General features: G+C 70.0%; 13 protein-coding genes and 3 pseudogenes. 11 read left to right on the top strand and 5 right to left on the bottom strand.

Going from position 1 to position 15,293, the window contains the following annotated elements; all coding sequences use genetic code 11:
• The 3 genes and pseudogenes from FFS72_RS26915 to FFS72_RS25840 form a co-directional block, all read right to left on the bottom strand.
• Window positions 1–158: pseudogene (locus FFS72_RS26915) on the bottom strand (diaminobutyrate--2-oxoglutarate transaminase); the annotation flags it as partial.
• Complete coding sequence (ectA, locus tag FFS72_RS25845; protein ID WP_137876623.1) at window positions 155–682, bottom strand: diaminobutyrate acetyltransferase; 528 nt, start codon at window positions 680–682, stop codon at window positions 155–157. The pseudogene FFS72_RS26915 and the gene ectA, both read right to left, overlap by 4 nt.
• A 196-nt stretch (window positions 683–878) precedes the next feature.
• Entirely contained in the window at window positions 879–2,975 is a 2,097-nt protein-coding gene (locus FFS72_RS25840; RefSeq protein WP_137876622.1) for a RecQ family ATP-dependent DNA helicase, read from the bottom strand.
• Between the two features lie 74 nt (window positions 2,976–3,049).
• On the opposite strand from FFS72_RS25840, the pseudogene FFS72_RS25835 reads away from it, so the two are divergent.
• Window positions 3,050–4,282: pseudogene (locus FFS72_RS25835) on the top strand (amidohydrolase); the annotation flags it as partial.
• A 222-nt stretch (window positions 4,283–4,504) separates the two neighbouring features.
• Here the strand turns inward: FFS72_RS25835 and FFS72_RS25830 are convergent.
• Together FFS72_RS25830 and FFS72_RS25825 are read right to left on the bottom strand one after the other, a co-directional pair.
• A complete protein-coding gene (locus tag FFS72_RS25830; protein ID WP_137876621.1) occupies window positions 4,505–6,295 on the bottom strand; it encodes an AMP-dependent synthetase/ligase in 1,791 nt (596 codons plus the stop codon).
• A gap of 102 nt (window positions 6,296–6,397) precedes the next feature.
• Complete coding sequence (locus FFS72_RS25825) at window positions 6,398–7,267, bottom strand: ribokinase (protein WP_137876620.1); 870 nt, start codon at window positions 7,265–7,267, stop codon at window positions 6,398–6,400.
• Window positions 7,268–7,379: 112 nt separating this feature from the next.
• Here FFS72_RS25825 and FFS72_RS25820 point away from each other — a divergent pair, with 112 nt between their 5' ends.
• The 10 genes and pseudogenes from FFS72_RS25820 to FFS72_RS25775 all read left to right on the top strand — a co-directional run.
• Window positions 7,380–7,562, top strand: coding sequence for a hypothetical protein (locus FFS72_RS25820; protein ID WP_137876619.1), 183 nt, complete (start codon window positions 7,380–7,382; stop codon window positions 7,560–7,562).
• A 60-nt stretch (window positions 7,563–7,622) separates the two neighbouring features.
• On the top strand, window positions 7,623–8,897 hold the full coding sequence (locus FFS72_RS25815; RefSeq protein ID WP_137876618.1) for a glutamate-5-semialdehyde dehydrogenase: 1,275 nt from the start codon (window positions 7,623–7,625) through the stop codon (window positions 8,895–8,897).
• A 60-nt stretch (window positions 8,898–8,957) separates the two neighbouring features.
• On the top strand, window positions 8,958–9,839 hold the full coding sequence (locus FFS72_RS25810) for an AAA family ATPase (protein ID WP_137876617.1): 882 nt from the start codon (window positions 8,958–8,960) through the stop codon (window positions 9,837–9,839).
• A gap of 16 nt (window positions 9,840–9,855) precedes the next feature.
• Complete coding sequence (locus tag FFS72_RS25805) at window positions 9,856–11,304, top strand: vWA domain-containing protein (RefSeq protein WP_137876616.1); 1,449 nt, start codon at window positions 9,856–9,858, stop codon at window positions 11,302–11,304.
• Between the two features lie 94 nt (window positions 11,305–11,398).
• Entirely contained in the window at window positions 11,399–12,091 is a 693-nt protein-coding gene (gene nadD, locus FFS72_RS25800) for a nicotinate-nucleotide adenylyltransferase (RefSeq protein WP_249353539.1), read from the top strand.
• Window positions 12,092–12,544, top strand: a complete 453-nt coding sequence (gene rsfS, locus FFS72_RS25795; protein ID WP_137876614.1) for a ribosome silencing factor — start codon at window positions 12,092–12,094, stop codon at window positions 12,542–12,544.
• The gene (locus FFS72_RS25790) at window positions 12,541–13,200 is read left to right on the top strand and encodes a histidine phosphatase family protein (RefSeq protein ID WP_137876613.1); all 660 of its coding nucleotides are present in this window, start codon (window positions 12,541–12,543) and stop codon (window positions 13,198–13,200) included. The genes rsfS and FFS72_RS25790 overlap by 4 nt, the downstream gene beginning before the upstream one ends.
• On the top strand, window positions 13,190–13,993 hold the full coding sequence (octT, locus tag FFS72_RS25785; RefSeq protein WP_137876612.1) for a diglucosylglycerate octanoyltransferase: 804 nt from the start codon (window positions 13,190–13,192) through the stop codon (window positions 13,991–13,993). The genes FFS72_RS25790 and octT overlap by 11 nt, the downstream gene beginning before the upstream one ends.
• Window positions 13,994–13,999: 6 nt before the next feature.
• The gene (locus tag FFS72_RS25780; RefSeq protein WP_137876611.1) at window positions 14,000–14,878 is read left to right on the top strand and encodes a DegV family protein; all 879 of its coding nucleotides are present in this window, start codon (window positions 14,000–14,002) and stop codon (window positions 14,876–14,878) included.
• An 88-nt stretch (window positions 14,879–14,966) separates the two neighbouring features.
• A pseudogene (locus FFS72_RS25775) lies at window positions 14,967–15,293 on the top strand (ComEA family DNA-binding protein); the annotation flags it as partial.

Below are 15,293 nucleotides of genomic sequence, written 5' to 3'. Positions count from 1 at the left end.
GCGCCTGCGCCTGCGAAGAAGTCGAGGTAGTCGCGTCCGTCTTCGGTGCGGAGCCAGGATCCTTTGGCGGAGGTGAAGACGGTGGGCCAGGACCTGCTGTAGCTGCGAACCTCGGACTCGAGATCGGTGAAGATGGTGGTGTCGATGGCGATTGTCATCGTTGCGCTCCTTCGGTGCTCGTGTCCCCGATGATGTAGAGCTCTTCGGATTCGTGCGCATCGGGAAAATGGCTGGGAGTGAACAGTTCTCGCTTCGTGATCGTGGTGTAGCGATGTCGGGCAATGGATGTGAACAGGGCGATCGAAGCGCCGTTGTCCGGGCTGATCGTGGTTTCCAGGCGTGTAATGCCCTGGTGGGAAAGGTGGTCCAGGAGTTCGTTCAGCATGGCTGCTGCCACGCCGTGTCCGCGAGCGGACTCGTCGACGGCCACCTGCCAGACGAACAGTGTGCTGGGGTCGTCACGTCGGACGTAGCCGGTGACGAATCCGACGACGCGGCCGTCGAGTTCTGCGACGACGGAGCAGTCGTGGAAGTCCCTGCACCACAACAGGTAGGAATAGCTGGAATTGAGATCGAGCACGCGCGAGTCGCGGGCGATCTCCCACATCCTGGTCCCGTCGTCGACCGTCGGTCTGCGGCAGGCGATCTGAGTTGGGGTAGTGCTCTCCGTGAAGGGCGTCATAAGCGACTCGAACGTAACAACACGATCACGCTCAAAGCACCCCCCCGGGAGTGAAGAGCGGCGTTATCCCCGGTTCGGCCCAGGTGAGGCCGCAGGTGTGAGGTGCAACACATTCATGTAGCGGTGGACGGCCTCCGGGCGATTGTCACGGTTCGGGGGAGCGGCCGCGGAGGTCGCCGTCACCCTCCCGTCGTGATCAGTTCGGAGTGGCGATCGCGAACGGCAGCACAGCCGGCGCGCCCGCCGACCGGAGCTCCCGCGCGGCTGTCGTCAGCGTCCAGCCGGTGTCCCAGAGGTCGTCGACGAGGAGCACCGGTCCGTCGGCGGGGAGAGGGCCGGGGGTGAGGAACGCACCCGCCAGGCCCGCGACGCGGTACGCGGAGTTCGCAGCCGAGACCGGGGGGCGTCCGGGAGTGCGGTGCAGCGTGCCCAGGTCGGCGAGCCTGCCCACCTGCGCCAGCCGCGCCGCCAGCGACGACACCAGCTGAGGCCGGACGTCCGACTCGACCGCCATGACGCCGCTCGGGCGGACCTCCCAGTCCCAGGCGGCGAGCACCCGGATCGCGGCGTCGACGATTGCGTCGGGAACCGGGCCGTCCGGTGCGTCGAACAGCGCGCGCAGTCGCGAGCCCCAGCCGAGGTCGGAGAGCCGGCCGATCGCGCGTCCGGTCTGTGGTCCGTCGGTGATCCTTCCCGACTGGGACAGGCCGAGCTTCGCCAGTCCGGTGGGCCACTGCTTACGCGGTGTCAGGTCGACGCCCGGACGGTCGAGGCGCGCCCGGGTGCGCGTCACGGACTGCTCGTCGACGGTGGTGTCGGGGCCGACGCCGGTGCAGTTGTCGCAGCGGCCGCAGGGGGCGGGTGTGTCGCCGAGCAGCGGGTCGTCGAGTTGGCGGCGCAGGAACTCCATCCGGCACATGGGTGTGCTCTCGTAGTCGATCATCGCCTGCTGCTCGGCGGCCCGGGCCTGCTCGAGCCGCTCGTAGCGCGGTGCGTCGTACTCCCACGGCTGCCCGGTGCCGATCCAGCCGCCGCGGACCCGGCGCACCGCGCCGTCGACGTCGAGGACCTTGAGCACCATCTCCAGGCGCGAGCGGTTGAGCTCGACGAGGGGTTCGAGTGCCTGCGTCGATTGCGGGCGCTCGAGATCGAGTGCCTCGAGGACCTGCCGCACGATGTGCTCACGCGGGAAGGCGACGGACGCGAACCAACTCCAGATCTGCCGATCCTCGTGGCCGGGCAGCAGCACCACCTCGGCGCGGTCTGTGGAGCGGCCGGCGCGGCCCACCTGCTGGTAGTAGGAGATCGGGGACGACGGCGCCCCCAGATGCACGACGAACCCGAGGTCCGGCTTGTCGAATCCCATGCCGAGCGCCGATGTCGCGACGAGTGCCTTCACTCGGTTCGCCAGCAGGTCGGCCTCGAGCTGCTCACGTTCCGCGGGATCCGTCTGCCCGGTGTAGGCCGCGACCGTGTGGCCCTGATCGGTGAGCAGAGCGGCCAGTTCCTGTGCGGCCGAGACCGTCAGCGTGTAGACGATCCCGGACCCCGGCAACGAGTGCAGATGCTGCCCGAGCCACGCGGCGCGCTTGGTGGCCTCGTCGATGCGCACCACCGACAGGCTGAGCGACTCGCGGTCGAGGCCGCCGCGCAGCACCAGCGTCTCCGCACCCCCGACACCGAGCTGCGCAGCGACGTCGGAGACGACGCGGTCGTTCGCCGTCGCGGTGGTGGCGAGGACGGGGATGCCGTCGCCGAGATCGGCGACGAGGGTGCGGATGCGGCGGTAGTCGGGACGGAAGTCGTGCCCCCAGTCGGAGACGCAGTGCGCCTCGTCGACGACGACGAGGCCGGCGTCGGCGGCCAGCGACGGCAGCACCTGGTCTCGGAAGTCCGGGTTGTTCAGGCGCTCCGGGCTCACCAGCAGCACGTCCACCTCGCCGTCGGCGATTCGCTGATGGATCTCGTCCCACTCGGTGACGTTGCCGGAGTTGACGGTGGCCGCCCGGACACCGGCGCGCGCCGCCGAGTCGACCTGGTTGCGCATCAGGGCCAGCAGTGGCGAGACGATGACTGTGGGACCGAGTCCCCGGGCGCGCAGCAGCTTCGCGGAGATGAAGTACACGGCCGACTTGCCCCAGCCGGTGCGCTGGACGACCAGTGCCCGCTGCCGGTGCACCACCAGCGCCTCGATCGCGGTCCACTGGTCCTCGCGCAGCCGGGCGTCCGGTCCCGCGAGTTCACGGAGCAGGGACTCGGCGTCGGCACGGAGATCGGTCGCTGCGGAGGTCATGGCGTCCATCGTGCCCGACGACACCGACACGACGCCTGCACGCTGCGGGGGTCGCCGTCTGGTAGGCCTGAGCGATGGACCTGACAGATCACCCGATCCTCGGCGGCTTCGACGCGCTCGCGGGCGAGCTGGCCGACCTGTATCGAGACCTGCACGCGCATCCCGAACTCTCCTACGAGGAGCACCGGACGGCGGGCATCGTCGCCGAACGGCTCGCCGCGTCCGGGTACGACGTCACCAGCGGCATCGGTGGCACCGGCGTCGTCGGCGTTCTCGTCAACGGGGGCGGGCCGGTCGTGCTGCTTCGCGCCGACATGGACGCGCTGCCCGTGCGGGAGGACACCGGCCTCGAGTACGCCTCCACCGCGACGACGGTGAACTCGGCGGGCGAGACGGTGCCCGTCATGCACGCCTGCGGCCATGACATGCACGTCACCTGCCTCCTCGGTGCGGCCGACCTCCTCGCCCGCGCACGCGGGCACTGGTCGGGCACGGTGATCGCGCTGTTCCAGCCGGCGGAGGAACTCGGGGACGGCGCGCGCAGCATGATCGACGACGGCCTCTACTCGCGGATTCCGCGGCCGTCGGTGGTCCTCGGACAACACGTCATGCCGGGGCCGGTCGGGTCCGTGTTCGCCAGTCCCGGCACCGCGATGGCAGCCGCACGCAGCATGCAGATCCGGCTGTTCGGCCGCGGAGGCCACGGGTCGACGCCCGACCAGTGTGTCGACCCGGTGGTGATGGGCGCGTCCACGGTGATGCGGCTGCAGACGCTCGTCTCCCGGGAGGTCTCGCCGACGAACCCGGCCGTCGTGACGGTCGGCTCGTTCCAGGCGGGCACCAAGGAGAACGTCATCCCGGACGAAGCCGTGCTCAAGGTCAATACCCGCGCGTTCGAGACGCACGTCGCCGAGCAGTTGGCGGAGGGCATCGCCCGGATCGCGAACGCCGAGGCCGAGGCGTCGCGGGCGCCGCGTCCGCCCGAGATCGTCGACCTGAACAGCTTCCCGCTGACCGTCAACGACGTGGAGGCGACCCGGCGCACCCTCACCGCGCTCGGCGGACTGCTCGGCGCCGACAAGGTGTTCGAGATCGGACCCGTCGCGGGCAGTGAGGACGTCGGTGACCTCGCCACCGAACTCGGAGTCCCGCTGGCCTACTGGTTCATCGGAGGGTTCGAGGTCGAGGAGGGGAAGGCGTTGCCGTCCAACCATTCCCCGCAGTTCGCTCCAGTCGTGCGTCCGACCCTCGATGTCGGTGTCGCGGCGCTGGTCGTTGCCGCGCAGGAATGGCTCGGCGCCGCGGCTCCGGGGACGACGGAGTTTCCGCGCACCATAGGCAAGGTCGCCGCGCGGGAGCTATCCGCACACGGGTACACGCGATACGAGCAGTTGACGTCCGTCGCCGCGACAGCGTTGCTGGCAATCCATGGAGTCGGCCCCAAGGCGATTCGGATCCTCGGAGACGAACTGGCGGAGCGGGGGCTCGCCTTCGCCGACGCGTGACGGCGGCGAAGGCGAGCACTGCCGTCAGTCCACGTACAGGGCGTCGAACACGGCCGCGAAGTTCTCCCCGACCACCTTCCGCTTGATCTTGAGCGTCGGGGTCAGCTCGCCCGTCTCCTGCGCGAGGTCGCGGTCGGCGATCGCGAACTTCTTGACCTGTTCGGGCTGGGCGAGTTTCGCGTTCGCCGCGTCCACCGCCTGCTGGACGAGGCCGACGACCGTGGGGTGCGTCGCGAGTTCCGCGATCGACTCCGGCAGTCCCTGCGCCTGCGCCCACGGCAGCACCGTCTCGGGATCGAGGGTCACCAGCACCACCGGGTAGGGACGCCGATCGCCGTGCATGACGGCCTGACTGATCCACGGGGACCGCTTGAGGTCGTTCTCCAGATTGGCGGGCGTCAGGTTCTTGCCACCGGAGGTGACGATGATGTCCTTCTTGCGGCCGACGATCGAGACGTACCCGTCCGCGTCGATCGAGGCGAGATCGCCGGTGTGCAACCAGCCGTCGGTGACGGCGCCGAAGGAGGCGTCGTCCATCTTGTAGTAGCCCTGGAAGATGTTGCCGCCCTTGAGGAGCAGTTCGCCGTCCTCGGCGACCCGGGCCTCGATGCCGGGCAGCGGCCTACCGACCGTGCCGAACCGGTGATGCTTGACGGTGTTGACGGTCGCGCCCGTCGAGGTCTCGGTCATGCCGAAGCCCTCCATCAGCGGAACCCCACAGCCGTAGAAGAACTCGAGGATTTCCTTCGCGATCGGGGCAGCACCGGTGATCGCGAGGTCGAGGTTGCCGCCGAACAGGGCTCGAACACCCTGGAACAGGGCGGTTTCGGCGGCATCGAACATCTCCTGCAGCTGCGCGGGCACCGGCTCGCCCGCCGCCTGCATGTCCCGGACCCGCACACCGAGTGCGGCGGCCGCCAGGATTCGCTCCTGCTCCTCGGCGGGCTTCGATCCGACGGCGAGGGTGTAGATCTTCTCGAAGACGCGCGGCACCGACGGCAGATGTGTCGGCTGGACGGTCATCACCTCGCCCACGATCCGGGTGGTGTCGCCGCCCCAGTAGGCGATGACGCCCCCGCGGTCGAACGTCATCAGCTGGAACAGCAGCGCGAAGGCGTGTGCGAGCGGCAGGAACAGGTACAGCACCATGTCCTTGTCCGTCGTGATCCCGTCGAGGGCGTCGAGGCTGTCGTTCGCGGTCATGATCGCGCGGTAGTTGCCGTGGGAGAGCACGCATCCCTTCGGTGGACCGGTCGTTCCCGAGGTGTACATGAAGACATACGGGTCCGTCGGGTCGACGGCCGCCGCCCGGCGGCGCAGTTCGTCGGCGCCCGCCTCGCGTCCGCGCCGGCGGATCTCGTCGGCCGAGATCGCGTCGCCGGCGTCGCCCTCCAGCACGGCGATCCACTCCAGCGCGGGCAACTGGTCGCGGACGGCGACGATCTTCGCGACCTGGTCGGCGTTCTCGCAGACGATGCCGCGGGCCTCGGAGTTGCCGACGACCCAGGCGCATTCGTCGGGGGAGTTGGTCGGGTAGACGGAAACGTGGACGCCCGCGGCCGCGACGATGGCGAGGTGCGCGACGGACCAGTCGGGGCGGGTGCTCGCCAGCACGGCGACGCGGTCGCCGACGCCCAGTCCGAGGTCGATCAGTCCGGCACCGAACTCGTCGACCCGCTCGGCCAGATCGCGGAAGGAGAACTGCTCCCAGGTGTCCGGGACACTCTGCCAGCGGGCGGCGGGCCGGTCTCCGTACTCGTCCGCGGCGCGGAAGACGAGGTCGGCGATGGTCTTGCCCGCAACTGTCCGATACATACGCACACTCTCCGATCGCGAGGAGCGGCCTGTGACCTTGCTCACTCTGGCCGCGGTGCGGTGATGGTATGCCGCACGAACGATTCGGGGGTGGGTTTGCGTTCAGGAGTGTCGGGCGAGCAGTGCGTCCACCTCGTCGGCAGTGGGGGAGGACGCCGCCGCGCCCGCCCGGGTCGTCGCCAGCGACCCTCCGACGACAGCGCGGCGCAGTGCGCGTTCGGGCCCCAGATGCCAGGACGCGGCGAGGGTGCCCGCGAACGCGTCACCCGCGCCGGTGGTGTCGACGACCGCGACCGGGGGTGCGGCGACGTGCACGGCGACACCGTCCGGTCCCCGCCATGTCGCGCCGCGTCCACCGAGCGTCGTCACGACGTGCGGCACCCGTTCGACGGTCGCCGCTCCGAGCTGCGCGAACTCCGTCTCGTTCACGATCAGCACGTCGACCGATCCGATCAGGTCGGCCGGAAGAGGTTGGACCGGAGACGGGTTCACGAACACGAGGGTGCCGGAGGAGTGCGCGTGCGCGGCGCCCGCGACGACCGTGTCCATCGGCGTCTCGAACTGGCACAGCAGCGCGTCCGACTGCGCGATCCGCGCCAGCTCCTGGTCGTCGAGGTCCGTGAACGCACCGTTCGCCCCCGGCACCACGACGATCGAGTTCTCGCCCGCTGCGTCGACGACGATGACCGCGACACCGCTCGGTCCCGGAATCACCCGGAGCAGGTCGATGTCGACACCGGCCGCGGCGAGCGTGCCGCGCAACGTCGTGGCGAAGGCGTCGTCGCCGACCGCCCCGAGGAAGCGGGTGCGGGCACCGGCACGAGCGGCGGCTATCGCCTGGTTCGACCCCTTGCCTCCGGGTCCGGTTGCGAAAGCCGTCCCCAGCACCGTTTCCCCGCCGGCCGGGCGGACGGCGGTCGTCGCGACCAGATCCATGTTGACGCTGCCGAGGACCGTCACGCGCGCAGGCATGTTTCCGAGGTTAAGGCAGTGGCCGGGGCGGGCAGCCGAAAATCGGATGACGCTGTCGGACCGTGCCTCTACGGTGCACCCGACGGATCGGTTTCGGGGGAGGACATTGCGCATGGCGGCGACGATCGAGCGAGGCGACGGCACCCGTATCCACGGCCCCGGCAAGTTGTCGCCGGAGCGGCTCCAGCACGAGTTGGCGCTGCGTCGGCGTGCACATCGCATTCCTGGACGTCGGGGGCACGACGGGAAGGGTGGGCGCAGGCAGCAGCGTCGCGACGCTGCCGGCGCGGGGTGAGACACCTCGTCCGCCGGGTACGGCGCTGACCTCCTCCCCAACGATCGTTAGGCTGTGTTCATGACAGCGGTGAACGAGCAAGAGCTGGGGACGGACACGATCCGGAAAGCCGTGCACGACGCGGCCCGCCGTGCCCGGGTGGCGTCGAAGGCGCTGGCCCTGCTGACAACGGCCCAGAAGGACGCCGCGCTGCACGCCGCCGCCGACGCCGTCCTCGCCGCGACCGACACGGTGCTCGCCGCCAATGCCGTGGACGTCGAGACCGCGCGCGCAGCGGGTACCGAGGAATCCCTGATCGACCGGCTCCGGCTCACTGCCGACCGCATCGACGGCATCGCTTCGGGGCTGCGTCAGGTCGCCGGGCTGGCCGACCCGGTCGGCGAGGTCGTACGCGGCTCCACCCTCCCGAACGGACTCGAGATCCGGCAGCTGCGGGTGCCTCTCGGCGTCGTCGGCATGGTCTACGAGGCCCGCCCGAACGTCACCGTCGATGCCTTCGGGCTCGCCCTCAAGTCCGGCAACGCCGCCCTGCTGCGCGGCTCGTCGTCGGCGAAGGCATCCAACGCGGCACTGGTCGAGGTGCTCCGTGCCGCACTCACCGAGCAGGGTCTGCCCGCCGACGCCGTCCAGTTGCTGCCGTCCGAGGACCGCTCGTCCGTCACCCATCTGATCCAGGCCCGCGGCCTCGTCGACGTCGTCATCCCTCGCGGCGGCGCCGGTCTCATCAACGCCGTCGTCCGTGATGCCACCGTGCCGACCATCGAGACCGGCGTCGGCAACTGCCACGTCTACGTGCACGCCGCCGCCGACCTGGACCGGGCCCGCGCCATCGTCCTCAACGCGAAGACCCGCCGACCCAGCGTGTGCAACACCGCCGAGACGGTCCTCATCGACGCCGCCGTCGCGGACGTCGCGGTGCCCGCGCTCACCCAGGCGTTGCAGGCCGCAGGCGTCGTCATCCACGGCGACCTCGACGGTCAGGTCCCCGCGACCGAAGCCGACTGGACCGAGGAATATCTCACCCTCGACATCGCCATGAAGGTCGTCGCCGACCTCGACGAGGCCGTGGCGCACATCGACCGCTACGGCACCGGTCACACCGAGGCCATCGTCACCGACGACCTGTCCGCGGCCCGCGAGTTCACCGCCCGCGTCGACGCGGCGGCGGTCATGGTGAACGCGTCGACCGCATTCACCGACGGCGAGCAGTTCGGGTTCGGCGCCGAGATCGGCATCTCCACCCAGAAGCTGCATGCCCGTGGCCCGATGGGACTGCCCGAACTGACCTCGACCAAGTGGGTGGTGTGGGGCGACGGCCACACCCGCCCCGCCTGACCCCGGCCGCCCCGCCCGACCCGGCTGCCCAGTCACCCGGCCCGTACGAAAGGTTCCCCCGTGGATCGAGCACTTCCGACCACCCCGCCCGTCTTCGCCAGCGTCGACGACGTCGTCACGCGCCTCGCCGAGACCGGTTACCTCGCGGACAAGGGGACCGCGACCGCGGTGTTCCTCGCGGATCGACTCGGCAAGCCGCTGCTGATCGAGGGTCCCGCCGGCGTCGGCAAGACCGAGCTGTCGCGCGCGGTCGCGCAGACGGCGGGCGCCGAACTCGTCCGTCTCCAGTGCTACGAGGGTGTCGACGAGTCGCGCGCCCTGTACGAGTGGAACCACGCCAAGCAGATCCTGCGGATCCAGTCGAGCACCGAGAACTCGTGGGAGGACACCCGGCAGGATGTCTTCGCCGAGGAGTTCCTGCTCTCGCGGCCGCTGCTGACCGCCATCCGGCGCTCGGACCCGACGGTCCTGCTGATCGACGAGGTCGACAAGGCCGACGTCGAGATCGAGGGCTTGCTCCTCGAGGTCCTCAGCGACTTCGCCGTCACGGTGCCCGAACTCGGCACCATCACCGCGACCCGCAAGCCGTTCACGGTACTGACGTCCAACGGCACCCGCGAACTGTCCGAGGCGCTCAAGCGGCGCTGCCTCTTCCTGCACCTCGACTTCCCGGATGCCGATCTCGAACGCCGGATCCTGGCCAGCCGCGTGCCCGAACTGCCCGAGGCGATCGCCGAGCAGCTCGTCCGCACGGTGAGGGTTCTGCGCGGCATGCAGCTCAAGAAGCTGCCGTCCGTGGCGGAGACCATCGACTGGGGCCGGACCCTGCTCGCGCTCGGCATGGACACCCTCGACGACGAGGCGATCCGCACGACGCTCGGCGTCGTCCTCAAGCATCAGGCCGACCAGCAGCGCGCCGAGTCGGAACTCCGGCTCAACTAAAGACTAGGGAGGCCTCATGGCCGTCACCGCAGGCAGGTCGGGGGTTCCGGCAGCACCGTACGGGCTGCCCGGGCACCTCGTCGACTTCGTCGAAGCCCTCCGCAAGCGCGGTATCGCGGTCGGACCGTCCGAGACCGTCGACGCCGGACAGGTGATGTCGGTCCTGGATCTGCTCGACCGGGAGTCGGTGCGGGAGGGGTTGGCGTGCGCGTTGCTGCGTCGACCCACGCACCGCGCCACGTACGACGCGCTGTTCGACCTGTGGTTCCCGGCCGCGGTCGGAGCGCGCACCGACGGCAGCGGTGACGTCGAGATCGAGATCCCGCGCGGCGAGAACGGTGAGGTCGACTTCGAGGCGCTGCGCGAGTTGATCGCGGGACTGCTCGTCGACGGGTCGGCGGAGTCCCTGCAACTGATCGAGCAGCTCACCTCGCGTCTCGTGGAGGAACTGGGCCAGTACCAGTCCGCGAAGGGGCCGTCGTTCTCCGCCTATCAGGCGCTGCGGGACGTGGGCCCGGAGACGCTCGTGTCCCGGATCCTCGACGGCCTGCTCGGGCATTCGAGCAAGGGTGAGCACCAGGCCGACGACTACGCGACCGAGATCGCCCGGCGCACGGCCGCACAGCGGATCGCCGACTTCCGCAAGATGGTCGAGATCGAGACGCGCCGCCGCTCCGCCGAGCAGCTCGGGAAGGAGCGCGTCGCGAGCTACGGCGTTCCGAAGCTCGCCGAGGAGGTCGACTTCCTCCGTGCCACCGACTCGGAGATGGTCACGCTCAAGCGCACCGTCAATCCGCTCGCCCGCAAACTCGCGAGCCGCCTCGCGGCCCGCCGTAAACGCGCGCGGGCAGGCGCCATCGACCTCCGCAAGACGTTGCGCAAGTCGATGTCCACCGGCGGCGTCCCCATCGACCTCGTGCTGCGCAAACCGCGTCCGGCACGCCCCGAACTCGTCGTGCTGTGCGACGTGTCCGGCTCGGTCGCCGGGTTCTCCAACTTCACGCTGCTGCTCGTGCACGCGCTGCGCGAGCAGTTCGCCCGCGTCCGGGTGTTCGCGTTCATCGACACCACCGACGAGGTCACCCGGTTCTTCGACTCGGGCGCCGACCTCGGCGTGTCGATGTCGCGCATGATCCGCGAGGCCGACCTCATCGCGTACGACGGGCACTCCGACTACGGGAACGCGATCGGGGTCTTCGCCGAGCGGTTCGCGCACAGCCTGACGGGCCGCTCGTCGCTGCTCATCCTCGGCGATGCGCGCAACAACTACCGCGATCCCAACCTCGCGACGCTGGCGCACCTGGCCACGGTCGCCAAGCACACGCATTGGCTCAACCCCGAGCCGCGCGGTCAGTGGGGCGGCGGCGACTCCGCCGCCAACGTGTACGCCGATGTCGTACCGATGCACGAGTGCCGCAACGCGCAGCAGCTGGCCGCGGTCGTCGCGGGGCTGTTGCCGGTGTGACGTGCTGGCGGATTCACCCCGCGGCCTCCCAGTAAGCTCGACTCTCGTGCACAAGGGAGAGAAAGCGGCAGCGCGTCGCCGCAGGCTGGGAGTCATGGGTGGCACCTTCGACCCCATCCACCACGGTCACCTCGTCGCGGCGAGTGAGGTCAAAGACCTTTTCGATCTCGACGAGGTCATCTTCGTGCCGACCGGTCAGCCGTGGCAGAAGGCGGGCAAGAACGTCAGCGGCGCTGAGGACCGCTACCTCATGACGGTCATCGCGACGGCGTCCAATCCGAGTTTCTCGGTCAGCCGCGTCGACGTCGACCGGCACAAGGACACCTACACCGTCGACACCCTGCGCGACCTGCGTGACCAGCACCCCGACGCGGACTTGTACTTCATCACGGGCGCCGACGCGGTCGAGACGATCCTCACCTGGCAGAATTGGGAGGAGATGTTCGAGCTGGCGAAGTTCGTGGGTGTGAGCAGGCCCGGATACGAACTCGGTGGCGACCATCTCGCCGACCATCTCGCCGGCCAGCCCGAAGACGCGTTGACGCTCGTCGAGATTCCCGCCATGGCGATCTCGTCGACGGACTGCCGCTTGCGGGCGAGTGAGAACCGTCCCGTCTGGTACCTGGTGCCGGACGGGGTGGTGCAGTACATCTCGAAGCGGAACCTGTATCGACCCCGGGGCGCGGAGCGTCACGACGGCGCGATCACGGTGTCGGGACCGGCACCGCAGCACGACACGGGCACGACCCAGAACACCAGCCGAACCCAGAACCGGGAGAACAGTTAAGTGAGCGCATCCGCCGAAGCACTCGAGATGTCGCGGATTGCCGCGTTGGCCGCCGACGAGAAGCTGGCCAAGGACGTGGTGGTTCTGGACGTGTCGGAACAGTTGGTCATCACCGACTGCTTCGTCATCGCCTCCGCGTCCAACGAGCGTCAGGTCAACTCGGTCGTCGAGAACATCGAGGACAAGCTGCGTGAAGCCGGGCACAAGCCGGTTCGCAAGGAAGGCACCCGCGAGGGTCGCTGGGCACTGCTCGACTACGTCGACATGGTCGTCCACGTGCAGCACGACGACGAGCGCAACTTCTACGGCCTCGAGCGGCTCTGGAAGGACTGCCCCGTGGTGACGATCGACGGAATCGAGGCCCCCACGTCCGAGTGGGGTGCCGATTCCGACGGCGTCATCACCGACGACCGCGCGGACCTGGACGACGCTGCCCCGGAGTCCGGACTGTGACGTCCGCGCTGCCGCATTCGCGGCGGCTGATCCTGCTTCGGCACGGGCAGACGGAGTACAACGCAGGCGACCGGATGCAGGGGCAACTCGACACGGACCTGTCCGAGCTCGGCCGAATCCAGGCGAAGTCGGCGGCGAAGGTACTCGCGGAGCGCGGGCCCGCCGCGATCGTCAGCTCGGACCTGCGACGTGCGTCGGACACCGCAGCCGCCCTGGGCGAGCACGCCGGCCTGACAGTCACCACCGACATCCGCCTGCGCGAGACCCACCTCGGTGAATGGCAGGGCCTCACACACACCCAGGTCGACGAGCGCGACCCCGGAGCGCGGGCCGCCTGGCGTGCCGACGCGTCCTGGACGCCGCCCGGCGGCGAGAGTCGCATCGACGTCGCGCGGCGTGCCGTGCCGGTCGTGGACGAACTCGTCGCGGACCGTCCCGAGTGGGGTGAGGCGCCCGTGGTGCTCGTCGCGCACGGTGGCCTCATCGCGGCGCTGACGGCCGCGTTGCTCGACCTTCCCGTGGACCGCTGGCCCGTCTTCGGTGGCCTGGGCAACACCAGTTGGGTGCAGCTCAGCGGGCACGGCGAACCCGGTGCCGTCTCCTGGCGTCTCGACGTGTGGAACGCGTCCGCAGCGGTGGCCGGCGATGTCCTCTGACCTCGCGGGCGGTGCCGCCGCCGACTCCGCCGATCGTCCTACGCTGTTGGTGATCGCGGACTCCCTGTCCTACTTCGGACCGAAGGGCGGGCTCGCCGCCGACCACCCGAAGATCTGGCCGAACATCGTCGCCGCGGAACTCGGCTGGGACGTCGAACTGGTCGCCCGCATCGGGTGGACCAGCCGCGACGCCTACTGGGCCCTGATCCAGGACCCGCGCGTGTGGGCGACCGTGCCGCGCGCGGGCGCGGTGGTGTTCGCGGTCGGCGGTATGGACTCGTTGCCGTCCCCGCTCCCGACCGCGCTGCGCGAGACGCTGCGGTACATCCGCCCACCCGCCCTGCGCCGCCAGGTCCGCAACGCCTACCAGTGGCTGCAGCCCCGGCTCGCGCCGCTGGGATGGCCCGTCGCTCTGCCCCCGAGGCTCAGCGTCGAGTATCTCGAGGAGTGCCGCACCTCGCTCGAGTACATGCGGCCGGAGTTGCCGATCATCGGCTGCCTGCCGTCCGTGCACCTCAGCGACGCCTACGGCAAGGTGCACGCTGGTCGTACCGCGGCCGTCAACGCACTCGAAGCGTGGAGCAGCGAGAAGGACGTGCCGCTGGTCGATCTCGCCCAGGCGGTCCGTCCCGACATCTACTCCGGTGAGGGGAATCCTGACGGCATCCACTGGGGGTGGGCCGGTCACGCCGCGGTCGCCGAGGCGATGCTCCCGACCATCCGCGCCGCCGTCGCGGCTGCTGCCGCCCGCGCTGCCGATGTCGTGGACCCGGCCGCCGACGGAGCCCGGTAGTCGCCCATGGCGGTCGTCGTGGTCACGGACTCGTCCTGCGGTCTCGAACCGAAGGTCGCGGAGGACCTGGGTATCCGGGTGGTCCCGCTGCACGTACTCGTCGACGGGACCGACCTGCGCGAAGGTGTCGACGCGATGCCGGCGAACCTGTTCGTCGGTGCGGGCATCACCACGTCGGGGGCGTCGCCGGGTGAGCTGACCGACGCCTACGCCCGCGCCCTCGAGGACAGTGCGGGGGACGGTGTCGTCGCCGTGCACATCTCGCGGCAGCTGTCCGGGACCTGGGAGGCCGGGCGGCAGGCGTCGCAGGAGCTGGGAGACAAGGTTCGCATCGTCGACTCCCGTTCCACGGCAATGGCATTGGGTTATGCGGTGCTCGCCGCGGCTCGCCTCGCCCGGGCGGGCGGTAACCTGCGCGCGGTCTACGAGCGGGCCGTGGAGGTCGCCGATCGGGGTCGCGTCCTCATCATGGTCGACAGGCTCGACCACCTGCGCCGCGGCGGCCGGATCGGCACGGCGGCCGCACTGTTCGGAACCGCCCTCGCGATGAAGCCGGTACTGCATCTGGTCGACGGGAAGCTGGTGCTCCGGGAGAAGACGCGGACGGCCACCAAGGCGATCGGCAGGCTCGTCGACGGCGCCGTCGAACTGGCGGAGTCCGGCGCCAAGGAGCTGTCCGGATCCGACGCAGGCAACGTCGCGGTCGCGGTGCATCACGTCGGCGCCGCCGAGCGGGCGGAGCAGGTGGCGGCAGCGCTGCGCGAACGACTCCCCGGCGCAGGCGAGTTCGTCGTCGCCGAACTCGGCCCGGTCGTCGCGAGCCATCTCGGGCCGGGAGCGGTCGGGGTGCTCGTGGTCCCCGGCGGGGCCGACGCACCCGAGTAGTCCACAGGGCTCGAATTCATCCACAGGCCACGCTGTTTCGGCTGGTCGGCCCCGAGGTCCGGTGCGGTGCCCGCCCTACCGTCGTGTCATGGGCAGCACCGAGGTTCGCGAGCAGATCAGGCGCAGACTGGACGCCGTCACCGGAGCCGTCAGCCTCGACGACGCGACCGGCGAGCCCGATCGCGGCGGCGGGGTGGGCGCGCCGGGCTGGCTCGATACCGATGCGGACGCGTCCGGTCCGCGGGTTCGGTTCGCACCGGGGCGTCGCGGCGTGATCGCGTTGGTACTCGTCGCAGTCGTCGCCGCAGGAATCGGCGGAATCGCGGTGTGGCGGGACCGGCCCACCACGGAGTTGGCGCCGCCGCTGCCCGCGGTCGACGTCGTGGACGAGTCACCCGAGCCTCCCGTCCCACCC

This window comes from Rhodococcus sp. Q (genome assembly GCF_005503035.1).
GTDB lineage: Bacteria > Actinomycetota > Actinomycetes > Mycobacteriales > Mycobacteriaceae > Rhodococcus_G.
This window is presented reverse-complemented; position numbering and strand designations above follow the sequence as displayed.